The organism is Xanthomonas nasturtii (assembly GCF_001660815.1).
Lineage (GTDB): Bacteria > Pseudomonadota > Gammaproteobacteria > Xanthomonadales > Xanthomonadaceae > Xanthomonas > Xanthomonas nasturtii.
The window spans coordinates 20817-44857 of the sequence record NZ_LYMI01000078.1; the positions used below are offsets into that span (position 1 = coordinate 20817).

21 protein-coding genes are annotated in these 24041 nt (G+C 64.0%); 12 read left to right on the forward strand and 9 right to left on the reverse strand.

Annotated elements, in window-relative coordinates:
- Positions 1-23 precede the first annotated feature (23 nt).
- The 8 genes from flhB to A7D16_RS19635 all read left to right on the forward strand — a co-directional run bounded on the left by flhB (position 24) and on the right by A7D16_RS19635 (position 9980).
- Complete coding sequence (gene flhB, locus A7D16_RS19600; protein ID WP_064634900.1) at positions 24-1154, forward strand: flagellar biosynthesis protein FlhB; 1131 nt, start codon at positions 24-26, stop codon at positions 1152-1154.
- A 17-nt stretch (positions 1155-1171) separates the two neighbouring features.
- The gene (gene flhA / locus A7D16_RS19605; protein WP_181920519.1) at positions 1172-3244 is read left to right on the forward strand and encodes a flagellar biosynthesis protein FlhA; all 2073 of its coding nucleotides are present in this window, start codon (positions 1172-1174) and stop codon (positions 3242-3244) included.
- Between the two features lie 716 nt (positions 3245-3960).
- Positions 3961-5631 carry a flagellar biosynthesis protein FlhF gene (gene flhF, locus A7D16_RS19610; RefSeq protein WP_064634902.1) on the forward strand — a complete coding sequence of 557 codons (1671 nt, stop codon included), beginning with the start codon at positions 3961-3963 and terminating at the stop codon, positions 5629-5631.
- Positions 5618-6502, forward strand: coding sequence for a MinD/ParA family protein (locus A7D16_RS19615; protein ID WP_064634904.1), 885 nt, complete (start codon positions 5618-5620; stop codon positions 6500-6502). Before flhF ends, A7D16_RS19615 begins: the two co-directional genes overlap by 14 nt.
- Positions 6499-7266: an RNA polymerase sigma factor FliA gene (locus tag A7D16_RS19620; RefSeq protein ID WP_010374297.1), complete on the forward strand. Its 768-nt coding sequence runs from the start codon at positions 6499-6501 to the stop codon at positions 7264-7266. Before A7D16_RS19615 ends, A7D16_RS19620 begins: the two co-directional genes overlap by 4 nt.
- Positions 7267-7300: 34 nt before the next feature.
- Entirely contained in the window at positions 7301-7693 is a 393-nt protein-coding gene (gene cheY, locus A7D16_RS19625; protein ID WP_002813536.1) for a chemotaxis response regulator CheY, read from the forward strand.
- Positions 7693-8319, forward strand: a complete 627-nt coding sequence (locus tag A7D16_RS19630) for a protein phosphatase CheZ (protein ID WP_010374309.1) — start codon at positions 7693-7695, stop codon at positions 8317-8319. The genes cheY and A7D16_RS19630 overlap by 1 nt, the downstream gene beginning before the upstream one ends.
- A gap of 2 nt (positions 8320-8321) precedes the next feature.
- Positions 8322-9980 carry a chemotaxis protein CheA gene (locus A7D16_RS19635; RefSeq protein ID WP_064634906.1) on the forward strand — a complete coding sequence of 553 codons (1659 nt, stop codon included), beginning with the start codon at positions 8322-8324 and terminating at the stop codon, positions 9978-9980.
- 223 nt (positions 9981-10203) lie between these two features.
- On the opposite strand, the gene A7D16_RS19640 is transcribed toward A7D16_RS19635, so the two are convergent.
- From A7D16_RS19640 to A7D16_RS19680, 9 genes are all read right to left on the reverse strand, one after another.
- Complete coding sequence (locus tag A7D16_RS19640; protein ID WP_064634995.1) at positions 10204-11106, reverse strand: XVIPCD domain-containing protein; 903 nt, start codon at positions 11104-11106, stop codon at positions 10204-10206.
- A gap of 104 nt (positions 11107-11210) precedes the next feature.
- The gene (locus A7D16_RS19645; protein WP_064634996.1) at positions 11211-11759 is read right to left on the reverse strand and encodes a hypothetical protein; all 549 of its coding nucleotides are present in this window, start codon (positions 11757-11759) and stop codon (positions 11211-11213) included.
- Between the two features lie 255 nt (positions 11760-12014).
- Positions 12015-12632, reverse strand: coding sequence for a hypothetical protein (locus A7D16_RS19650; RefSeq protein WP_064634997.1), 618 nt, complete (start codon positions 12630-12632; stop codon positions 12015-12017).
- A gap of 86 nt (positions 12633-12718) precedes the next feature.
- Positions 12719-13135 carry a SymE family type I addiction module toxin gene (locus A7D16_RS19655; RefSeq protein ID WP_064634907.1) on the reverse strand — a complete coding sequence of 139 codons (417 nt, stop codon included), beginning with the start codon at positions 13133-13135 and terminating at the stop codon, positions 12719-12721.
- Positions 13132-13404, reverse strand: a complete 273-nt coding sequence (locus tag A7D16_RS19660; protein ID WP_064634908.1) for an XAC0095 family protein — start codon at positions 13402-13404, stop codon at positions 13132-13134. Before A7D16_RS19660 ends, A7D16_RS19655 begins: the two co-directional genes overlap by 4 nt.
- A gap of 691 nt (positions 13405-14095) precedes the next feature.
- On the reverse strand, positions 14096-14410 hold the full coding sequence (locus A7D16_RS19665) for a hypothetical protein (RefSeq protein WP_064634909.1): 315 nt from the start codon (positions 14408-14410) through the stop codon (positions 14096-14098).
- Complete coding sequence (locus A7D16_RS19670; protein WP_153043204.1) at positions 14407-14991, reverse strand: hypothetical protein; 585 nt, start codon at positions 14989-14991, stop codon at positions 14407-14409. Before A7D16_RS19670 ends, A7D16_RS19665 begins: the two co-directional genes overlap by 4 nt.
- A 2-nt stretch (positions 14992-14993) precedes the next feature.
- Positions 14994-15536 carry a hypothetical protein gene (locus A7D16_RS19675; RefSeq protein WP_064634912.1) on the reverse strand — a complete coding sequence of 181 codons (543 nt, stop codon included), beginning with the start codon at positions 15534-15536 and terminating at the stop codon, positions 14994-14996.
- Positions 15537-15886: 350 nt separating this feature from the next.
- Positions 15887-18988 carry a TonB-dependent receptor gene (locus tag A7D16_RS19680; RefSeq protein WP_064634998.1) on the reverse strand — a complete coding sequence of 1034 codons (3102 nt, stop codon included), beginning with the start codon at positions 18986-18988 and terminating at the stop codon, positions 15887-15889.
- Positions 18989-20238: 1250 nt separating this feature from the next.
- Between A7D16_RS19680 and A7D16_RS19685 the strand changes: the two genes are divergently transcribed.
- From A7D16_RS19685 to A7D16_RS19700, 4 genes are read left to right on the forward strand one after another with little or no spacing between them, the layout of a single operon-like run.
- Positions 20239-20979 carry a flagellar motor protein gene (locus A7D16_RS19685; RefSeq protein ID WP_064634914.1) on the forward strand — a complete coding sequence of 247 codons (741 nt, stop codon included), beginning with the start codon at positions 20239-20241 and terminating at the stop codon, positions 20977-20979.
- A 6-nt stretch (positions 20980-20985) separates the two neighbouring features.
- Positions 20986-21960, forward strand: coding sequence for a flagellar motor protein MotD (gene motD, locus A7D16_RS19690; protein ID WP_064634916.1), 975 nt, complete (start codon positions 20986-20988; stop codon positions 21958-21960).
- Position 21961: 1 nt separating this feature from the next.
- Positions 21962-22744, forward strand: coding sequence for a ParA family protein (locus A7D16_RS19695; RefSeq protein ID WP_064634918.1), 783 nt, complete (start codon positions 21962-21964; stop codon positions 22742-22744).
- Entirely contained in the window at positions 22741-24003 is a 1263-nt protein-coding gene (locus A7D16_RS19700; protein WP_064634919.1) for a chemotaxis protein CheW, read from the forward strand. The genes A7D16_RS19695 and A7D16_RS19700 overlap by 4 nt, the downstream gene beginning before the upstream one ends.
- Positions 24004-24041 lie beyond the last annotated feature (38 nt).

Genomic DNA, 24041 nt, shown 5'->3' on the forward strand with positions numbered 1-24041 from the left:
GTTAATCCCCTACCGGCACCTCCATGTCCGAGTCCGACGACGGCGGCGAGCGTACAGAGCTTCCCACCGAAAAACGCCTGCGCGAGGCGCGTGAGCAGGGCAACATCCCGCAATCGCGGGAGTTGTCCACCGCCGCGGTGTTCGGCGCCGGCGTGTTTGGCCTGATGGCACTGGCGGGCGGCATCGGCAATGGCACGGCAGTGTGGATGAAGACCGCGCTCAGCCCCGACCCGAGAATGCGCGAAAACCCGATGGCGCTGTTTGGCCACTTCGGCGACCTGCTGATGCAGCTGCTGTGGGTGATGCTGCCGTTGATCGGCGTCTGCCTGCTGGCCGGGCTGGCCGGCCCGCTGCTGATGAGCGGCCTGCATTTTTCCGGCAAGGCCATCATGCCCGACCTCAACAAGCTCAACCCGGCCAACGGGATCAAACGCATGTGGGGCAGCAACAGCCTGGCCGAGCTGGTCAAGTCGATCCTGCGCCTGCTGTTCGTCGGCCTGGCGGCCTGGCTGTGCATCTCCAAGAACCTGCACGGCCTGCGCTCGCTGGTGAACCAGCCGCTGGAACAGGCCGTGGGCAACGGCCTGGACTTCACCAAGAGCCTGCTGTTCTACACCGCCGGGGCCTTGGTGCTGCTGGCCGCCATCGACGCGCCGTACCAGAAGTGGAACTGGATGCGGAAGCTCAAGATGACCCGCGAAGAGATCAAGCGCGAGATGAAAGAGAGCGAGGGCAGCCCGGAAGTGAAGGGCCGCATCCGCCAGATGCAGATGCAGATGTCGCAGCGCCAGATGATGGAAGCGGTGCCCAAGGCCGACGTGGTGCTGATGAATCCGACCCACTTCGCGGTGGCGCTCAAGTACGAGGGCGGCAAGATGCGCGCCCCGATCGTGGTGGCCAAGGGCGTGGACGAAATGGCCTTCCGCATCCGCGAAGCCTGCGAACAGCACCGGGTGGCGATCGTCACCGCACCGCCTTTGGCACGCGCCTTGTATAGGGAAGCACAAATCGGCAAGGAAATTCCCGTGAGACTCTATTCGGTCGTGGCCCAGGTGCTCTCCTACGTCTACCAGCTGCGTGGCTGGAACGGTGGCCCGATGCCGGAATTGCCGTCGTTGGACGTGGATGAGTTCGGCAAGGGAGCCAGCGCATGAGCGCCCGCCCCGCTCCGATGAATGCCCGCCGCGTGATGGAGCTGCTGCGCAACGGCCTGGGCGCCCCGCTGGCCTTGATGGCCATGCTGTCCATGCTGATGGTGCCGCTGGCCGCACCGGTGCTGGATGCGCTGTTCACCTTCAACATCGCCATCTCGCTGATGGTGCTGCTGGCGGTGGTGTACGTGCAGCGCCCGCTGGAATTCACCATTTTCCCGATCGTGCTGTTGATGACCACGATGCTGCGGCTGGCGCTCAACGTCGCCTCCAGCCGCGTGATCCTGATCAACGGCCAGGACGGCCACGCCGCAGCCGGCAAGGTCATCGAGGCCTTCGGCCAGTTCGTGATCGGCGGTAACTACGCCGTGGGCATCGTGGTGTTCGCGATCCTGACCATCATCAACTTCGTGGTGATCACCAAGGGTGCCGGGCGCGTGTCGGAAGTGACCGCCCGCTTCATCCTGGACGCCATGCCCGGCAAGCAGATGGCCATCGACGCCGACCTCAACGCCGGTTTGCTGACGCGCGAGGAAGCCAAGGCCCGGCGCGAAGAAGTGCGCGAGGAAGCCGACTTCTACGGCGCGATGGACGGTGCCAACAAGTTCATCCGCGGCGACGCCATCGCCGCCATCCTGATCCTGTTCATCAACCTTATCGGCGGCATGGCGGTGGGCATGTTCCAGCACGGCATGAGCTTCATGGATGCCGCGTCCACGTATACCTTGCTGTCGATCGGCGACGGCCTGGTGGCGCAGCTGCCGGCCCTGCTGGTGTCGTCTTCGGTCGCCTTGCTGGTGACCCGCGCCTCGCGTGCGCAGGACATGCGCGGCGCCATGATCAGCCAGGTGTTCGGCCAGCACCGCGCCCTGGCGGTAGCGGCAGCCATCCTGGGCCTGGTCGGCCTGGTGCCGGGCATGCCGAACGTCGCGTTTTTGACGCTGGGCCTGATCCTGGGCGTGATCGCCTGGAAAATGTACAAGCGCAGCCTGGTGGTCGCCCCCACCGGCGACCCGGCCACCGATCCGCAGGCGGCTGCGGCCGCCACCGCCGCCCAGGCCAGTTCGGAATTGAGCTGGGACGAACTGCGCCCGATCGACCCGCTGGGCCTGGAAGTGGGCTACCGGCTCATCCCGCTGGTGGACAAGAACCAGGGCGGCGAACTGATGGCGCGGATCAAGGGCGTGCGCCGCAAGCTCACCCAGGACATCGGCTTCCTGGTGCCGCCGGTGCATATCCGCGACAACCTGGAGTTGTCCGCCAACGCTTACCGCCTGCTGGTGCACGGCGTGCCGGTGGCCACCGCCGAAATCTATTCCGACCGTGAGCTGGCGCTGGACCCGGGCGGCGCGCTCGGCCAGCTCGACGGCATTCCCGGCAAGGACCCCGCATTCGGCCTGGACGCCACCTGGATCCAGCCGCATCAGCGCGCCTATGCCGAATCGATGGGCTATACCGTGGTCGACCCGGCCACCGTGGTCGCCACGCATCTGTCGCACCTGATCCGCGAACACGCCCCGGAACTGCTCGGCCACGAAGAAGTGCAGCAGTTGCTGGCCACCCTGGCCAAGACCGCGCCCAAGATGGTCGAAGACCTCACCCCGAAGGCGCTGCCGCTGTCGGTGGTGGTGCGCGTGCTGCAGAACCTGCTGATCGAGCGCATCCCGGTGCGCCAGCTGCGCAAGATCGTCGAAGCGCTGGTGGAGCACGCCCCGCACAGCCAGGACCCGGCCACCCTCACTGCCGCCGTGCGCACCTCGCTGGGCCGCTTCATCGTGCAGGAAATCGCCGGCATGTCGGCCGAGTTGCCGGTATTCACCCTGGCCCCGCAGCTGGAGCGCGTGCTGCAGGAATCCACCCACGGCAACGGCGTGGCGCTGGAACCCGGCCTGGCCGAGCGCCTGCACCAGAGCCTGGCCGATTGCGTCGGCAAGCAGGAAGCCCGCAACGAACCGGCCGTAGTGCTGGTGCCCGGCCAGGTCCGCGCCGCCCTGGCCCGTCTGGTCCGCCACAGCGTGCCGACCCTGTCGGTGCTGGCCTATAGCGAAGTGCCGGAAGACAAGCGCCTGAAGCTGGTCGGCACCATCAGCTGAGGTTTGTCGCTGTTACGCCGCGCAACCCATGACATGCCATGGACCCGGCAAGGTCGCCGCCCTATTTAGGAGCGACCTCGGTCGCGAGGGCGTTAGCGGAACGCCCCATCGCGCCCAGGTGCCCTGCGACACGCTGCGCTGCCCCTTGTAGAAACGCCCTTCGGCGCGACAGGCGTTACCGGGACAGTCCATCGCGCCCAAGGGCGCTCCTAAGGAGTTGTCAGCTCCCCGCCGTCACCACGCCGGCCGGCAATGCCTGCAGACCGGCGACCGACCGCCGTCTCCGGCGTCGGAAAGCCGCCACTGGCCCGGACCTCCAATCGATTGCACGACGCCAGCCATTTCCAGGCGTTCCGGGCCCGCCACGTTCGGCGCCCAGCCCGCCGGCGCATCCACCGGCACGGTGACGCCCACGTATTGCACTACCGCAAAAAATGTCAAGCATGCCAATGACTTGAAAGCGCCAACCCGGGCCGAACGCACAGATTCCGCCCCGTCCCCGATCACCCGGATCCCCGCGCCGGACCCCCGGCATCCCGTTTTGGCACACCGCATGCATTAGCTCTGGCGAGACCGCAGCCAGCAACACCGCTACGGGGCGCGCGCAGGACTTGGAACAACGAACGGGACAGGCAACTCATGACGCTGGCAACACACCCACATTCATCGCGCACCCGCCCGGCGTCCGGCGGGTCCCGTTCCTGGAGGCACTTCGCATGAAAATCAAACGCTTCGTTGCCCCGGACATGCGCACCGCATTCCGCATGGTGCGTGAAGAACACGGCCCGGACGCAGTGATCCTGTCCAACCGTCGCACCGCCGAAGGCATCGAGATCGTCGCTGCCAGCAACTACGACGAAGAACTCGTGCAGCGCGCCCTGGAAACCGCGCGCTCCGAGCCGCCGGCTGCACACAGCGAGCCGGCGCCCATCCAGCAGGCAGCTGCCCGCCCGGCCGCGCCGGTGCACGCGCCGCTCAAGCCGGCTGCCGAGGCCAACGTGAGCCAGCGCCAGCGCGTTGCCAGCGCCGCCGAAGACATGATCGCCGCCATGGCGCTGCGCCAGCCGGTCAACGTGCCGCGCCAGGCGCCGGTCGCCGCACCGGTGCGCACCGCCTCCATCCCTTCGCCGGCCGCCCAGGCGCTGGCCCATGCGGTTGCCGTCACCACTGCACCGCGCCAGGAACACGCGCTGTCGGCCGTGCCGGAACAGCTGTTCGCCGACTTTTTGACGACCGCCCCGGTGCAGCGCCCGGCCGTGCAGGCCGCCCCGGTGCAGGCGCCGACCCCGATCATGGCCGCCGCCGCTGCCCCCGTGCATGCCGGCTACGGCCAGGACGAAGACGACCGCGACGACGCAGCCGACTTCGATCTGGACGACGCGCTGCCGCAGATCCTGCCGCCTGCCGCGTTACCTCCGATCGTCGTCGCTCCCGCCGCGCTGGCCGCGGTGCCGGTTGCCGCTGCTCCGGCGCCGCAGAACGACGAAGAACTCAAGCAGCTGCGCGGTGAGCTGGCGCTGATGCGCCAGATGATCGAGCGCGAAATGAACCGCCTCACCGACGAGCGCCTGCGTGGCTCCCCGGTGCGTGCGCAGGCCCTGGAGCTAATGGACGACTACGGCTTCGACGCCGGCCTGATCCGCGACGTGGCCCTGCAGATTCCGGCCGATACCGAATTGCACCGTGGCCGCGGGCTGATGCTGGGCCTGTTGTCCAAGCGTCTGCCGGTCGCCCCGGTCGACCCGCTGGAACGCGGCGGCGTGATCGCCCTGGTCGGCCCGACCGGTGCCGGCAAGACCACCACCATCGCCAAGCTCGCCCAGCGCTTCGCTGCCCAGCACGCCCCGCGCGACGTGGCCCTGGTGACCACCGACACCCAGCGCGTCGGCGGCCGCGAGCAGCTGCACAGCTACGGCCGTCAGCTCGGCATCGCGGTGCACGAAGCCGACAGCGCCGAAAGCCTGCTGGACCTGCTCGAGCGTCTGCGCGATTACAAGCTGGTACTGATCGACACCGCCGGCATGGGCCAGCGCGACCGCGCCCTGGCCGCGCAGCTGAACTGGCTGCGCGCCGCCCAGCAGGTCACCTCGCTGCTGGTGCTGCCCGCCAACGCCCATTTTTCCGACCTCGACGAGGTCGTACGCCGCTTCGCCCACGCCAAACCCCAAGGCGTGGTGCTGACCAAACTCGACGAGACCGGCCGCTTCGGCAGCGCCTTGTCGGTGGTGGTCGACCACCAAATGCCCATCACCTGGGTGACTGACGGACAGCGGGTCCCTGACGACCTGCACCGCGCCAATGCCGCCAGTCTCGTTCTTCGTCTTGAAGATTTGCGGCGCGCTGCCGATAAGCCCTGTACTCCGGAGCACAACCATGCAGTCGCGTGAATACGCCAAGCTGACCAACGCCTTCCCCCTGTCGGCGACCCGTCCCGAGCCCTTGGGCCCGGTGCGCACCATTGCCGTGACCGGTGGCAAGGGTGGCGTGGGTAAAACCAACATCTCCGCCAACCTGGCCGTGGCGCTTGCCGACATGGGCAAACGCACCCTGCTGCTGGACGCCGACCTTGGCCTGGCCAACCTGGATGTGGTCTTGGGACTCTCGCCCAAGTACACCCTGGCCGACCTGATCGCCGGCCGTTGCACGCTCGATGAAGTGATCATCGAAGGCCCCGGCGGCGTGCTGGTGGTGCCGGCCGCGTCCGGTCGCCGCCACATGGCCGAACTGGCCCCGGCCCAGCACATCGGCCTGGTCAACGTGTTCTCCGAACTGGAACGCGACCTGGACGTGATGGTCATCGACACCGCCGCCGGCATCACCGACAGCGTGCTGACCTTCTGCCAGGCCGCCCAGGACACCGTGGTGGTGGTCTGCGACGAGCCGGCCTCGATCACCGACGCCTACGCGCTGATCAAGGTGCTCTCCCGCGAACGCGGCGTAGACCGCCTGCAGATCATCGCCAACATGGTGCGCGACCCCAACGAAGGCCGCCTGCTGTACGACAAGCTCTCGCGCGTGTGCGAAAAGTTCCTGGGCGATGTGTCGCTGAACTATCTCGGCCACGTGCCACAGGACGACTGGTTGCGCCTGTCGGTGCAGCGGCAGCAGCCCGTCATCAAGGCCTACCCGTCCAGCCCGTCGGCGCAGGCCATCGCAGAAATCGCACGCCGTACCTCGCGCTGGCAGGCCCCCACCGTGTCGCGCGGCAACGTCGAGTTCTTTGTCGAACGCATCATCCAACGGGGAGTGGCCGCATGAGCACCGCTACCGCAACCACGGCCAGCGCGCAGTACCGCGCCGTGCAGCGCAACAACGCCAACGACGTGGTGACCCAGCACGCCGACCTGGTCCGCCGCATCGCCCACCATCTGGCGGCGCGTCTGCCGGCCAGCGTGGAAGTGGACGACCTGATCCAGGCCGGCATGATCGGCCTGATCGAAGCCTCGCGCAGCTACGACTCCGAACAGGGCGCTTCGTTCGAAACCTATGCCTCGATCCGCATCCGCGGCTCGATGATCGACGAGATTCGACGTGGCGACTGGGTGCCGCGTTCGGTGCACCGCCGCGCCCGCGACGCCGCTGCCGCCGTGCGCAAGATCGAACAGAACACCGGCCGCGCCGCCGCCGCCACCGAAGTGGCTGCCGCGATGGAAATGCCGCTGCCCGACTACCTGCGTCTGATGGAAGACGCCGCACGTGGCCAGGTGCTGAGCCTGGAATCGCGCATCGAAGATCACGGCGAGCTGGACACCACCGCCAAGGGTGGACCCAACCCGCAGCAGATGATGGAGCGTGGCGAATTCGGCCGCGAGCTGGGCAAGGCCATCGGCCAGTTGCCCGAGCGCGAGCAGCTGGTGCTGTCGCTGTACTACGAACAGGAATTGAACCTGAAGGAAATCGGCGCCGTGCTCGGTGTCAGCGAATCGCGCGTGTGCCAGATCCACGGCCAGGCAGTGGTGCGTTTGCGGGGCCGCCTCAAAGTCTTCGAACTGGCCGATGCCGGTGTCGAAATTGACGAATAATTTTTCGCGTAATTTTTCGTGTTAGGAGCTTGATGTGAACAAGAACATGCGGATCCTGATCGTGGACGACTTTTCGACGATGCGACGTATCGTCAAGAATCTGTTGGGCGATCTCGGCTTCACCAATACCGCAGAGGCCGAAGACGGCAACAGCGCCCTGGCGGCGTTGCGTGCCGGCCCGTTCGATTTTGTGGTGACGGACTGGAACATGCCCGGCATGACCGGCATCGACCTGCTGCGCAACATCCGCGCCGACGCCAAGCTCAAGCACCTGCCGGTGATGATGGTGACCGCCGAAGCCAAGCGCGAACAGATCATCGAAGCCGCGCAGTGCGGCGTGAACGGCTACATCATCAAGCCGTTCACCGCGCAGACGCTGGAAGAAAAGCTGGGCAAGGTGTTCGAACGTCTGGCGGCCACCGCCTGATGAACGCCACCGTGGAAACCAATGCCGAACGCGCCGCGTTGATCGACCGCCTGCAAGGCGCGCTCGACGCACTGGAAAGCGGTGACGAAGCAGCGTGGAAGCGCGAGGTCGACCACCTCGCCGCCCTGCGCACGCGTCCGATGATGCAGGGCCTGAGCCGGCTCGCCCGCGAACTTGGCCAGGCACTGGGCGAACTGCCCACCGTGCCCGAAGAGGCCGGCGAACTGGACGATGCGTGTTCGCGCCTGGACCACGTGGTGGAAATGACCGAAAAGGCCAGCCATCGCACGCTGGATCTGGTCGAAGAATGCCGCGAGCTGGCCAACCAGTTGCGCGATGGCGGTCTGAATCAGGACCAGGGCGCGTTGCTGGAAAAGATGCGCCACAACCTGACCGAGCTGTCGCTGGCGCAGAGCTACCAGGACCTGAGCGGGCAGATCATCCGGCGCGTGGCCGGCATCGTGCGGCGCGTGCATGAAGGCTTTGGCGCGCTCGGCCTGCCGCCGAAGAGCACCGAACCGAAGAAAGACGACGGCGGTCTTGCCGGTCCTGCAGTCAAGGGCCTGGACCGTCACGCGGTGTCGCAGGACGACGCCGATGACCTGCTGTCCGGATTGGGGTTGTAACCATGAGTGCTGTTCCAGACGATATTGCTGCCGATTTCATCGTCGAGGCCCAGGAAATCCTGGATCGCCTCGGCGAACAGCTGGTGTCGCTGGAACAGACACCAGACGAGGCCGACCAACTCAACGCGGTGTTCCGCGGCTTCCACACGCTCAAGGGCGGCGCCGGCTTTCTGGCGATCAAACCGATGGTGGAGCTGTGCCACGCCGCTGAAGAAACCCTCGGCATGGCGCGCTCCGGCCAGGCGGTGCTGCAGGCGCATCACTTCGATGCCGCGCAGCAATCGCTGGATTATCTGCAGGCCATGCTGGATGCGATGGGCACGGGCGAACCGGTACCGCACGCGCCGGCCGCGTTGATTGCACAGTTCGATGCAAAGAGCGGCCCGCCGGCGGTCAAGGCCGTGCCGCAGGCAGCCGCTGCCAAACCGGCGGGCGCCGCACATGCCGACGATGCGCATGCGCCCGCTCCCAAGGCGGCCGGCAAAGGCGCAGCCAAGGGCGGCACCGAAGCCGAACAGACCGTGCGCGTGGATACCAAACGCCTGGACGCCATCGTCAACCTGATCGGCGAACTGGTGCTCTCGCGTAACCGCTTGAAGACCTTGCGCACCCGCCTGCGCGATGAAGAACTCGACCGCGCGGTGAGTACGCTGGACATCGCCACCGCACGCCTGCAGACCGCGGTCATGCGCACCCGCATGCAGCCGGTCAGCAAGGTGTTTTCGCGCTTTCCCAAGGTCGCCCGCGACGTCGCGCGCTCCTTGTCCAAGGAAGTGGAGCTGGAACTGATCGGCGCCGAGACCGAGCTAGACCGTAATCTGGTCGAGGCGCTGGCCGACCCGCTGGTGCACCTGGTGCGCAACGCCATCGACCACGGCATCGAATCGCCGGCCCTGCGCGAAGCCACCGGCAAACCGCGTAGCGGCCATGTGCGCCTGTCCGCACAGCAGGAAGGCGACTACGTCAGTATCGAGATCCAGGACGACGGCGCCGGCATCGACCCCGAACGCCTGCGCGAGATCGCCCGCAACAAAGGCCTGATCGACGCCGAAGCCGCCGCCCGCCTGAGCACCGACGAGTGCCTGCATCTGATCTTCATGCCGGGATTTTCCACCAAGGTGGAAGTGACCGACATCTCCGGCCGCGGCGTGGGCATGGACGTGGTGCAATCGCGCATCCGCGAATTGAGCGGTCAGATCCAGATCCAGTCCGAACTGGGCCGCGGCAGCCGCTTCATGATCCGCGTGCCGCTGACCCTGGCCATCCTGCCCACGCTGCTGGTGCAGGCCGGCGAAGCGGTCTACGCCTTGCCGCTGGCGCGCGTGGTCGAAGTACTGCACGCCCCGCAGACCTCGCTGGGCTGGTTCGACGGCCGCGCCGTGCTCGACCGCCGCTCGCACACCCTGCCGCTGATCGACCTGCGCCGCTGGCTGGGCGTGCCTGCCGAACAACCGCCGCTACTGACCGTGGTGCTGCTGCAGGCCGGCGAAACCCGCTTCGGCCTGGTGGTAGACCAGGTCCGCGGCCGCGAGGAAGTGGTGATCAAGCCCCTGCCCCGTGCCCTGCGCGGCCTGCCCGGCTACGCCGGCGCCACCCTGATCGGCGACGGCCGCATGGCGTTGATCCTGGATGTGGATGGATTGCGCTCCAGCGATCATTGAGGTTGGGGATTCGGGAATCGGGAATCGGGAATCGTCAAGACGATCCTGGCTGCCTGATCTAACAGAAACGGCCGCGTACTGCGGCCGTTATCGTTTCACTACCAGCATCGCTGCCGATCTATGCCGCTACGCGCGCAGGCATGGGCGCGATGGTTTGGCGACGGCCAGGCTGCCGTGGAAGTGAACCTGGAACCGTTATTTCGAACCGTTATTTCACTAGGCCTCACACCATACGGTGTTGAGGCGCAATCGACTGCTCTCGCTGTTGCTCCTGCTGCTGGAATTGCTGTTGGCGCTGCGTTTCGCCCAAGGCCTGTAATTGCGCCAAGGATTGCTCGACGGGCTGCGCAATCGCATCGCTCGTCTTCATATGCGCCATCTTGTGAGCGGGATCGTTCAACGCACCTTCCACAACGAAAACGTTCTCGCCCTGCCGCACGGACTTGGTGTTCTCGCTCAGCACAACATGATCGATTCGCGACAGCCCGTTCTCTTTAGCTAAATACGCGCTGCTTGCTGCCAGCCGTGCGCTGTTGTCGTCGTATTCGCGGCCGAGACCTTGCTCAAGGCGGCGAACGGCCTCTTCGGCTTGGTGATGCAGCGGATCTGCTGGCAGCACTCTCGCGAGCTGTGTTGCTTCCTGTAGTGGAGATACCTGCTCACCGGGCGGCTGCGCCTCACCAATCACCTTCTGCCAAAGTTCCTGCTTGGGCTTCGGATTGTTGTGCTCCTTATTCAACTCACTTTTAGGCACAGGAGCAGGAATGCTCTTGATATCATCTACATTTTCTACGGGTCTGATATCCCCCTCAAAGCTTTTATCAACTCCATCTTTTGTCTTCCGGTGCAGTCCAGCGTGATTGAGCGCATCCCATGTGAAGTCGATACAACTGTTTTTAGCACCGTTATATTCCATATTGAACCCGTGCTTAGCAGGGGCCGCGCCGAAGGCCTCCAGCTTTTCATACTGCGCTTTATCGATCTCCATCGTGCGTGAGTAATATGGTTTTTGGTAGGTATCGACGTCATTGAACGAAACTTTTCCTGGCCCTCTAGCCTCGCCATGCTTGATGGGCGAGAACCCATAACTTTTGACAGTCGTTCCGTCGTCAATCGAGTAGTACATATGGCCACCGAAGGATGTGCCTCCGGCCATCAACGGCGTACCTGCGGCAGCGACGTAGACAGTGACTGCATAGCGCCTTCCATGATCATCCATGCTCATTCCCCTCACTTTCCTCTGTAGGTGTAAGCGACAAGAAGTTGCGCATTAGCCGCAACCAGGGCCTCGGCGTTCCGATCAAAGCGCAGTTTGAGCCGATAACGGCCTGGCTGGACAGCATTGCTGTAGCCGAATGCCAACTCCCTGGATGCGGTCTGCTTAGTAGACAAACCGGCGTCCTGCAGCGTCGTACCGTCCGCATCAAAAGCGAACAGACCAGGAGCCATACCATCAGCTGACAAGGGAATGGACGCCTGCTGACCTACTCCCACACGCTGACTACGCTGCAATTCCACGGAGACTGGACCGGATGGTTCAATACGCTCCAAGTGGAGCTCGGCCGAAACACCAGCGCTAATCAGCCTGTCAGCACTTTGGGAGACGGCAGTTGGATCGACACCGGTGATCCGCACACCGATGAAAACGGGCGGAGTCGCGTCGTCGGGCAGTGCGGGCACATCGAATTCCAGCTCTGTAGGCCCACGATCATGTGGGGTCAAACTCCGTACCAACGGGACGACCGTTCTCATCTCTATCTGCTCCTTTGCGATAGGCACGTTTGCAGGCGGCGGTTGCAGGCTGCAGCCAGCGATCAGGCAGGTAATCAATGCCGTGAGTGCAAAGCGCATTGGATCGTTTGCAAGGGGCACGGCCTTTCTCCAATAAGTGTTGGTGCTGCAGGGGCAATTTTGACAGTTTTTTCAATGTCATCGTGTCATGCACGCCTCTCAACTACCCCCAATGCCCTATGCACGCATTGCTTTATGAGGCCTGACAATTCCGGGGCTGAGTGACATGTCCGCTACCTCAGCTTATCGGATGTAGACCCATTCGACGCATTTGTGCGCCACCAACTCTTGCGGTTCCGCAGCCTCGCCTCGCGGAAAGACCTCTACTCGCATTCCTGGGCGCGTAAAGAAATCACTCATCCAGCGCCCGTCTTCGACGATGTTGCGCTCACGCGCAAAGCCCATCTGCTCAAGCTGCTGGGTGAAACGATCAAAGTCCAGGCGACAAATTTCGGTCATCGCAGGCGATGCACCGGCCACATTGCGACCGAAGCGGAATTCGAACCATCTGCCATCAAGCTTGGTTTCATCGACTCCAAATCCATAACTCCAATCCTTAGTGAGCGGGCCGAAGACCCGATATCGGCGTTCGTCGCCTTTCACAGACTGAACCGCCTGCCCCATCGTGGAATTCAGACGCTCGGGAGTGAAGTCGGAGATGGTCTGGCTGCCCTTGATCAACACAAGCAACTGACCAAGCAAGCCTTCCGCAGTGGGCTTGTTAGGCGGCACAGCGGTAGGACTGGATGAATTCATGGCAGATGTCTCCGTGACGGTTGCCGGGGCTGGGTTGGCCGCAGTGTGGGCGCATGCGCCCAGGGCAAAGGTGGCGAGCAAGGCGTAGAGGGGGCGCGCGATCATGAAGCGTCCGTTGTGCGCTGGTGCGGCGGGGACGCTAGTGGCATCCGGCACCGAGGTCAATCGCAAGGGGTCTGCCAGCCGCAGCATCATCGCCGCACGCTGCGCGCCTTGGCCGGCACCTCCACCGGCGGCAACACCTCCATCAACAGCTGCCCTTCGCTGGCGGTGATGCGTAGCTTGGTGCCGATGGCAAAGCCCAGTTGTTCCAGCCATAGGCCGCTGAGGCGGACGTGGGGCACGTGCTGGTCGCCGGCGTGGTCGTGGGCGCCGGGGTAATGGGTGTAGCTGACGGTGCATTGGCGCGGGCGGCGGGCGCGGCGGGGTGCGCGTAGCGTGCCGGGGCCTTGCGGGGAGGCATCCGGGTCGGGCGGCAGCATCGGTGGCAGCTTGGTGCGGTCGGGTTCCACAACGACCCACTGCACGCGCTTGGGCGGCGTGGGGCGCGCACGCGTGCGGGGGGGCCGTGTGCTGGCAGATGCCGTGGGTGGGCGCCGGCGTGTCATGGCACCTCCGGTTGGCGGCGGGTAGCGCCAGGCGCAGCGACACACTGCTGCAACGCCACGTCGATGCGTGCAGAAAGGCTATGCAAGGCCTGCGACAACACGCCGGGCTGGTTGAGCAACTGCTGCGCAAGATCGTCGCTGGCCTGCTCAACGGCCGCGCGTGCGGCTAGCCGGCGCAGCACGTCGCCTACCTCGCTCAGCAAGCTGTGGGCGGAAGCTGGCAACAGATAACCCGGCACCGATGCCGGCACGGATGGTGCGGTAGACATGGCAACGCCCTCCTGGAACAACCCAAGAACCGCCGCCAACGGCGACGGGATGTCGGGAGGTTCGAAACCGCTAAGAGCCGGCGGGCGTATTCCCCTTGCGGGTGTTGTATTAGCCGCCCTCCCGACGCAGGCATCGCATCGGCTTGTACCTGCAGGATGCAGGCACAAAAAACCCACCGGTTTGACGGAGGTGGGTACCGCTCTTAGAGGAGTTTCGACGCTCCTTGGGCCTAGATTGCAAGTACGCGGTCTGGCGTGTCAATACACGCTGGCGGGTCTCGCGCGGCTGTGTGCGCCGCGGCGCAGTTCCATACGGGCCACGCAAGCAGGGTGCCGTCGCCTGATAAGTGCACTTGCCCCCATCACGGTCGATAACGCCTTCAACCTGTAGGTAATGCAGATGATCCGAGAGCTGGACCGCGCGCCGATACCGCCGCGTGGCAGGCATGGGCGCGATGGTTTGGCGATGCCCATGCTACGTGGAAGTGAACCTGGAACTGTTATTTCGCCGCCCGCAGTCTCCCCAGGCATTGACACAAGGGTATCGTACAAACTGACTTTATCTGGGCCATAGCGGTAGTCCTGAGCGTGCAAAGTTGGCACCATCAAAATTGCAAGTGAAAGCGACAGAAGAGCAGCCTTCTTTACAGGCCATTGACAGCCTTCGGATCATAAGCCGCATGCACTGAAATCAATCAAAGAACTTACTCAAATCGTCCGAAACCGAGTTAGCGTTAGCAACAACCGCATCAAAAAACCGGACCATCTGATCGAAGTCGCCATCATCGTCATTTACAACAAAAGGCGTGTATTTATCACCACCCCTAAAACGAAATATGACGCTCTCCCTGTCACGATCCTCGTTGAAATGCCTCTTGATATAGAGGGTAAATTCTTTATGGTCACACACATATGAGCCATATTCTCCCTCACTCCAAACGAGCATACCAGATTCAGTCTGCTGGAAGGCCTTCTTGATAAACCCCTGAAAAACTTTTGGAATCACGCAATCTTCTCCTTGACATACTTTGTCTGGCCTTGCTCTTGAGCCAAATGGCCTGATATTTCAAGCAGGGCTCTTTTAGTTTTTTTAGGGACACCACCCTTAACTGCCTCTGCAGCGCTAAATTCATAAGACTCCAAGATCGTTCGGTTTCTTCGATGGGGAGAATTATCACTCTTCATTTCAAGCGGAAAAACTCGCGAGTAGAGCCGAATGATTCTTACGATATGGCTTCCAGAAATACCCTCACCTCTGCCAATCCCCTCAAGCGCGGACTCCACTGCAGCCTGGCATTCCGAGATCTCACGAGCCGTCATCAAGTCTTCTATCACACTGACAACATGTGAGGCCTTCTGCTCCGCGAGCTCAGCGGCACTTCGTGTACGAGCAAGCTCAATCAATGCAAAGATGACACCGTAAACCGTGAGAAAGGCACTTACGGAACCAAGCGTCTTTGGAATGCCGTCATATAGATCTTTGTCGTACAAAAAGCATCCAACAGCAACAACAAGGACTGCAAGAAAACATAGCAAATGATCGTATTTGCTTGGAACCCATCTGCGATATCGCGCTTTAATACCCATAATTAGCTCAAAACGATATGGGCAATTCCGACAACGACTGCGCCAATTACGAAGTAGCGCCAAAACGTCGCACCCTGGCTGCGCCGTCCCTCAGCTACAAACTGATTGAACGTGACCCTACGAAATGCGTACATCGAATGCGCAACCATCAGGATCGCCGTCAAGTACGCCTCGTCACTATCGAAGCTTGACCTGTACTGCATATCCTTGAGTAGCAAATTAACCACAGCCACCGATATTGCCTTGGACTTTGCATCATTGACTTGCTGCATGGACAACATCGTGAACGCGTGCGCAGCGTCTGCCGTGTCCTTGAACGAATAATTGAACTCGCCCCGATTGAACGTAAGCGCCACGCCGCTCAAACGACGTGCAAAATATTCGGCAAATTCTTGGTTGTGATCTCGCACAACCACTTGACTGGCGGCGAAGGCCGCCGCCACTATCTGAGCGTCTGATTCTGGCTCGTTGGCCTTATCCATCAACGGTTGCAGCCGCACAAGGTCATGCGCAAGCTCCGGCGTCATCTTCATCGCGTCGTCCATGCCCCCTGCTTAGCGCATGATAGCTCAGCACAATCCCCATTCCCAACAGTCCAAACACCGGACCTCAAAAAGGGCGCATGCCTGTGCCCCATGATTGATCACCATCGCGGGATCTCGATCAGTACGTCACCGTGAAGGTTACAGAAGAGGTGTAGGTGCCTTCCGCGTAAGCGTCCGGCAACTCCAGCTATACAAAGCGTCAGCATCCCGTTGGGATATCGCGTTCCTCTGGTGAACAACAGCGCAAACGCGACGGTGTCGTGGTGGACGGCGAAAACCGCACCCCAGCCGTCACCAAGCCATCGCGCCCATACCGCCAAGCGGCAAGCATGGGCGCGACACATTGGAGCCTAGAACTTGTAGGTCAGCCCCAGATACGCCAGCCGGCCTGCGTATCCGCCGGTATAGAAGCGGGCGCGGGTGTCCTCGCCCAGGTGCGAGCGGGACTCCTGCTTGGTCAGGTTCAGCACCGAGGCGGTGAGGCTGAGCGCCGGGGTGATGTTGTAGGCCGCGTTGACATCGATCTGGTAGTACGGCTCCTCAAAGACGTTCAGCCCGTTGACCAGGCCCTGCACCAGTTCACCGCGACGGTTGTACGAGGCGCGCAGCAGCACGCTGTCGGTTTCGTAGAACACGGTGAGGTTGGTCTGGTTCCTGGCGCTGCCCGGCATGGAGGTCTTGCCGGCCTCGGTACCGTCTTCCAGCCGCACCGCTGCCTTGCTGGCATCGTTGTAGGTGTAGTTGAACTGCACACCGAGGCCGAACGGCAGCGTGTGCTGCGCGTAGAGCTCCACACCCTGCGAGACCGCATCCTGGCCGCCGGCCTGGGTGCTGTAGTTCTGCACGGTGACCGGTTGCCCGTCGACCAGCATGTTGACGTCGCTGATCACGTCGACCGCGAAGTTCTCCACGTTCTTGCGGAACAGCCCCACACCCGCCACCGAACCCGGATGGAAATACCATTCCAGCCCCAGGTCGAACTGGTTGGCCTTGTACGGCTCCAGGTTCTTGTTGCTGCCCGAGCCGTACCAGCCCTGCTCGCTGGCACCGCCGGTCAGGCGCCGGTCGGCCACGTACTCGGGGCTGTAAAACTCCAGGCTGCCAGGCGCGGCGATGTCGTTGTAGCTGGGGCGTGCGATCACCTTCGCGGCGGCCGCGCGCAGCAGCAGGTTTTCGGTCAGGTCGTAGGCCAGGTTGAAACTCGGCAGCACGTCGGTGTAGTTGCGGTCCAGCCCGCTGACCACGAACGACTCGGTGCGTTGCACGCTGTCGGCCAAGCGCCAGTAGCCTTCGGTACCGCAATAGGTGTCGGCCGGGGCGCCGCCGGGCATGGCGGCGCCCTGCTGGCAGGCCAGCGGATTGCCGTCGGCGCCATCGAAGAAGTAGTCGTTGTAGGCGGTCACCTTGTCGGTGGAATCGGCGCGCTGCCCGGTGCGCGCCACCCGCACGCCGACGTTGCCACGCAGCCGCTCGGTGTGGAAGTTGAGCTGCAGGTAGCTGGAATAGATCTCTTCGTCGACGTTGTAGACGAAGTTGTCTTCGCTGCGGGTTTGCATGGCGCCGTAGGTTTGGTTCAAGTAGCCGATGTAGCCCGGGAAGTTGATCGCCGGGAACGCGCTGGCGTTGACGCCACCGGCCAGGTTGTCCTGCGCGAACAGCAGGCCCGGCGAGAACTGCGTGGCAATGGCATTGCAGCGCCCATTCCAGTAGCGGTTGTCGTAGTCGCCCGGGTCGGTGCCCGGGCACACCCAGTAGTTGTTGCCGGTACTGCGATGGATGCCGCCGTCGCGACGCTTGATGCCGAACTGCAGCGAGTCGAAGACCTCGCCGTCGAAATGCCAGGTGGTATCGATCTGCGCGTACTGCTGCTGGTTGGTGTTGCGGGTCCAGGACGAGCCGGTCGAGCCCAGGTCGACCTGCAGGAGGCCGTTGCGCAGGTTCTGCATCAGCTCCGGCGAGAACGTCATGCTCGGTGTGCCAGTCAGGTCCCAGGCGCTGGCGAAGTTGCCGTTGGTCCAGGTGCCGTCGGGGTTCTGCAGGCGCGGCTTGATCGGCAGGGAAAACTGCAGCTCCGGCCCGCCCTTGGCCCAGGTGCGGCCTGCCTTGAACGCCACGTCCACCTGCTCGCCACGCCATTCGCCGCCCAGGTCCACCGTCTGCGACTGCGATTTTTCGATGTTGTAGCTGCCGGTGATCTGCGGCGTCGGCACCGTGCAGTCGTCCGAGCCCCAGCCGCCCGGCGGCAGACCGGCCGCAGCGGCCTCCGCTTCGCTGCAGTAGTAGGTCTTGCCCGGACGCAGGCTGTAGGCGGCGCCAGTGACGATGGTGCCGCTGGGGTCGAACTGCAGCCGGTCGAGCAGACGGCCACCGCGCCAATTGCCGTCGCCGTTATAACGGGCGATGTTCCACTCGGGAATCTTGATGATATTGGTCTGCGAGTTCTGCGACAGGTCGAAGCGGAAGTAGTTCGCGGTCAGCGTCAGGTCGTCGGTCGGCTTGAACTGCAAGGTCAGCTGCCCGCCCTTGCGCTCGCGCTCCTCGCGTTTGGCGCCAAGGCTGACCGCCGTCGGCATCATGAAACCGGTGGCGTAATTGCCGTCCTGGTTCCAGAAACCGGTCCCGCCCCACCAGTTGGCATTGAAGTCCGACGGATTTCCGTTGACGTCGACCGCCGGGCCGCCTTCGTCGCGGCCGTACCACTGCCAGCTCTCGGTACTGGCATCGAGCGTCCGTGCGGTGCGCTTTTGCTGCGTGTAGCCAACGAAGACACCGAAGCGGTTGTCCTTGTCGTGCCACGAGTACGAACCGGAGAACTGCCCGTCGGTCTTCTTGCTGGTATCGGACCAGGTGCCCTCGGCGGAGACGAAGCCGGAGTTTGGCTCCAGTTCCAGCGGGCGCCGCGTCTGCAGGATCACCGTGCCGCCGATGCCGCCTTCGTCGATGCGCGCTTCCGAGGTCTTGTACAGCTCCGCGCTGCCCAGCAGGTTCGCGGGCAGCAGCGTGTAGTTGAACGAGCGCGTCGGGTCGCCGTTGGATTCGGCCGTGGCGATGTAGTTGCCGTTCAATTCGGTCAGCACCAGTTCCGAGGACAGGCCACGCACGCTGACGTTCTTGCCTTCGCCGCCGTCGCGGCTGATGACCACGCCGGGCACGCGCTGCAGCGCATCGGCCACGTTCTTGTCGGGGAACTTGCCCACGTCCTCGGCGGTGATTACATCGACCACGGCGTTGGCGTTGCGCTTCTGCTCCAGGCTTTTTTCGATCGCGTAGCGGTAGCCGGTCACCGTCACCGCATCCAGGTCCGTGGCCTGCAACGCGGCCTGGCCCGTGGGCGCCGGCGTACCGTCGGCCTGCTGGGCGGCGGCGGTGGTGGTGGCGGCGCTCGCGAACAAGGCGATGGCGATACCGGCAGACAGCGTGCTGCGGTGGCGTGCGAATGGCGTGCGGTTCATTTCGATCATGCTCTCCCAAAAGTGATCGGCTTCGGCGAATTTCTATCGATCCAAAGATCGGACAAAAAAAACGACGCACGAAGTGACGCAAAAAGATCCGGCGCCGTTGCGGCGACCCGGTTCCTCTCCTCTTCCCCCCTCTGCGCAGATGCAATTAGATCGTTCTAATGCAGTGGAAAACTAAGTATCACAGCCCGTGCGGCAGCGCATTCTGCTGCGCAACAGGCCCGCGGCGCTTTAAGACATCCACGACCTGCAGAGCTCGCCACGCTTGCATGCTGCACAGCACAGCCTGCTTGCAGCAGCGGCTCGATCGCGCCAGCAAAACGCGCTCGTCCGCAACCGGGCGCAAGCGGTTTACCGAAGCGCTTGCACACTCCCATTGTTTGCAACCGAGCTCAGCGAGAGAACAGCAGCATCCGCGTGGTAATTGGCGACTCCGAGTAGCAGCACCCAACTGACAGCTGCGCACGCGTTCTGTCGGCTGCTCCAAGGACCGCCGGCACCCTACGCCGTTACGCGCGGCTGCACGTTGGTTTCGATTTCGCTGTGGGTGGGCAAGGTTTTCAGGTCGTCGGTCGCCTGCGCGCCAGCCACGATGCAGCGTCGCCACCGAAGTGGCGCGCGAGAGCGGTAACGGCAGTGATCGCGCGCGCGCCGTGCACGATGCTGCGCTGGTGCCCCTTACCGAAGCCGACAGCTGATAGTCCGCGCCTGGACGTACCCTCACCCCAACCCCTCTCCCGCAGGAGAGGGGCTTTAGTGCCGCGCCGGACTCAGGATTCCTCGAAATCACACCAACAACGTGCCGAGGCGACAGCGTGGCCGGCGATTGGCGGAGAGCGGCACACGGATGTGCCGCGACGGCGCGTCAGACAGGATGTCTGCCGCGCTGGTGCCCCTTACCGAAGCCGACAGCTGATAGTCCGCGCCTGGACGTACCCTCACCCCAACCCCTCTCCCGCAGGAGAGGGGCTTTAGTGCCGCGCCGGACTCAGGACTCCTCGAAATCACACCAGTAACGTGCCGAGGCACCAGCGTGGCCGGAGATTGGCGGAGAGCGGCACGGGAATGTGCTGCGACGGCGAGTCAGACAGGATGTCTGTCGCGCCGAAAAGCCAGTCCCCTGCCGCGCTCCAGCTCTCGGCGCAGTCGGCAATTCGAAGACCCATCCCCCAGAACGACAACTTTCTGGCGCCCCGGCCAGGCGCATCTATCAAGTCCGCCGCGCTTGGGCCGATACCGCATGCATGGACAGACTCAGCATTATCGGACTGGTGTTGGCGATCGTGGCGATCGTGGGCGGCAGCGTGTTGAAAGGCGCCGGCATTTCGTCGCTGTGGTCGCCGGCTGCCTTCGTGATCGTGATCGTCGGCACCGTGGCGGCGATCCTGCTGCACACCTCGCCGGCAGTTTTCCGGCGCGCGTTCAAGATCCTGCGTTGGGTGATCCAGCCGCCGGCCAGCGACCGCCCGCAGCTGCTGTCGCGGATCGTCGAATGGAGCAACATCGCACGTCGTCAGGGCCTGCTGGGCCTGGAAGACCAGCTGCCGCGCCAGAACGATGCCTTCCTGCGCAAGGGCCTGCAGATGCTGGTCGATGGCGTGGAGCCCGAATCCATGCGCCACATGCTCGAGATCGAAGTCGATAACCAGGAGCGTCAGGATCTTGCCGCGGCCAAGGTATTCGAAGGCATGGGCATCTATGCGCCCACGCTGGGCATCATCGGTGCGGTGCTGGGGCTGATGGCGGTGATGAAGAATCTGGCCGACCCGGCCATGCTCGGGCACGGCATCGCCGCGGCGTTCACCGCCACCATTTACGGCATCGCCTCGGCCAACCTGCTGTTCCTGCCGGTGGCGGCCAAGCTCAAGAGCGTGATCCATTGCAGCACCAACGAGCGCGAAATGGCGATCGAAGGGCTGATTGCGATCGCCCAGGGCGAGAACCCGCGCAACATCGAGTCGAAGTTGGCAGGCTACTTGCATTAACCCGTTATGGTCCGTCGTCGCAAACACCACGAAGAACATGGCAACCACGAAGCGTGGGCGATCCCGTATGCCGATCTGATGACGCTGCTGCTGGCGTTCTTCGTGGTGATGTATGCCATCTCCTCGCTCAACGAGGGCAAATACAAGGTCATGGCGCAGGCATTGACCAGCGCCTTCGGCGGCTCGTCCAATGCCGCCAGCCCGGTGCAACTGGGCAAGACCCAGACCCTGGGCGCCGACTACGACCGCCCTTCGGTGATCAAGGCCGGCGCGCCGATGGCGGCATCCAACGGCCCCACCGACCCGACCCTGCTGCCGTCGATGGCCGCGCAGATGCGCATGCCGGTGTCGCTGCGCAACCAGGCGCAACTGGCGCGCGCGCAGCGGCAGATGGATGCGGTGGCCCAGCAGCTGAGCAAGACGCTGGCACCGCTGATCGACAAGAAACTCATCACCATCCGCCGCAACGACCTGTGGATCGAGGTGGAGATCAACAGCGACATCCTGTTCGGCACCGGTTCGGCGGCGTTGGCCGGCACTGCCCGTGCCACCTTGTCCACGCTGGCCTCGGTGCTGCGCGATGCGCCCAACGGCGTGCGCGTGGAGGGCTATACCGATAACCAGCCCATCGCCACCGCGCAGTTCCCTTCCAATTGGGAGCTCTCGGCGGCACGTGCGGCCAGCGTGGTGCACCTGTTCGCCGACGACGGCGTCGCCCCGCAACGATTGGCGATGGTGGGCTATGGAGAATTCCGCGCACGTGCCGATAACAGCACTGAGGCGGGACGGAATGCGAACCGGCGTGTGGTGTTGATCATCCTCGCTGACTCAGCTGGCTCACTCGCACCCGATCCGCCATCGCAGTTGCATGCGACCGCCGCCGGGGCGCCAAAGCTACCCAAGTCTGATGGCGGCCAAACGGCCGTCACCACCGAAAGCGGCACAAGTTCCGTCCCCGCCGTAATTCAAGGAGTGCAGTGAGATGCGTATCTGGGCAATCGCCAACCAAAAGGGTGGCGTCGGCAAGACCACCACGACGCTGGCACTGGGTCGCGGCCTGGCCGCGCTCGGCCACCGGGTATTGTTGATCGACCTCGATCCGCACTCCTCGCTCACCCGCGCGTTCGGCGTGGCGGTGGACCCGCCGCCGCGCGGGGTGCTGGACCTGTTCGGCACCCCGCCGAGCGATCTGGCCAGCCTGGCGCATGAAAGCAGCATCCCCGGCCTGTCGTATGTGTGCGCGCAAGCCGCACTGGCCACACTGGAGCGCCGCAGCGCCAACCAACCCGGCCTGGGCCTGGCACTGCAGAACGCCATGACCCGCCACGCTGGCCAACACGACTACATCCTGCTCGACTGCCCGCCCACGCTCGGCCTGCTGATGATCAATGCACTGGCCGCCTGCGACCGCGTGGTAGTGCCCACCCAGGCCGAGCCGCTCGCGCTGCACGGCCTGGCCAGCATGGTGCGCACGGCCGACATGGTGCAGCGGTCGCGTCGCCGCGACTTGCCGGTGTCGATTCTGCCGACCCTGTTCGACCGCCGCACCCGCGCCGGCAACGAAACGCTCAAGGAAATGCAGACCACCTACGGCCCGGTGGTGTGGGAAGACGCCGTTCCGATGGACACCCGTATTTGCAACGCCGCCGCACTCACCGTCCCCGCCAACGGCGCAGATTATCAGGGCCGCGGCCTGTCCGCCTATCGCCGCGCGCTGGAATGGGTGCTGGCCGATGACGCGATGCGTATGGAGCAAGCCGCATGAGCAACCACACCGCCAACGGTGAGCTGGACGACTATCTGGAAGGCCTGCTGCACGATGCGGGCGTGGAGAGTGTCGCCCCGCCTGCCGTGGCTACTGCCGCCGCTGCCGAAGCACCGGCCCTTGCGCACACAGACCTCGCGCTGGCCGAGCCGCCGGTGCAGGCCGCCGCGCTTCCCGAAGCCGCCGCTGTCTCCGAAGCTGCCACCTCTACTGCGATTGCCGCAGTGCTGAGCGCCGATGCGATTGCGGCCGATTTCCTGGCTGAAATGGATGCCGACCCGGCGTTCGGCCCGCCTGTGGTTGCCGTGCCCAGCGCTGCCGACATCGCCGCCGATTTCCTGGCCGAGACGGATGCCGACCCGGCATTCGGCCCGCCCGTCGTTGCTGCGCCCAGCGCTGCCTATATCGCCGCCGATTTCCTGGCCGAGATGGATGCCGACCCGGCGTTCGGCCCGCCTGTCGCTGCTGCGCCCAGCGCGGCCGATATCGCCGCCGATTTCCTGGCCGAGATGGATGCCGACCCGGCGTTCGCCAGTGAAGCGCCCAGCCCGTTCCTGAGCACGGCCGATCTGATGGCCGAGATGGACGCGGACCCGGCCTTCGGCACTGCGCCTACCGCCGTGGACCTGCTCACCGCCGATCTGCTGGCAGAAATGGACGCCGATCCGGCCTTCGGGCTGGACGCCGCACCGGTCGCAACACCCGCACCGGCACCGGCACCACGTGCAGCACCTGCGCCGCTGCGCGCTGCACCGGCACCGATCGCACCGACCGGGTTGCAGGCATTGCTGGCACCTGGCCAGGCCGACAAGATCCATGCCGAGCGCCGCGCCAGCGAACGCAGCACGCGTTGGTTGCGTCTGCGCTGTGGCGAACAGACCTATGCACTGGAACTGCTCAAGGTGCAGGAAGTGGTCTTGCCGGTGCCGCTGTTGCCATTGCGCGGCACCGCCAGTGCGATGCTCGGCATCATGAATCTGCGTGGCCAGGTGGTGCCGGTGATCGATCTGGGCATCCATCTGGGCGCTTCGCCGGTGGACATGGACCTGCATACCCGTGTGGTGGTGCTGGAAGAAAACGGCGAAACCATGGGCCTGCGCGTGTCGGCCGTGGAAGACGTCACCAGCCTGACCGATCACCAGATCGAGCCGCCGGACAACGCACGCCTGTGCCGCATTTCCAACAACCTGTTCCGCGGTGTCGCCCGTTTGGGCCATCAACCGATGATCCTGCTCGATGCCACACACCTGCTGCATTAATGCAGACCGTGCGCAATCTGGCGTGTCGTCGATTCACC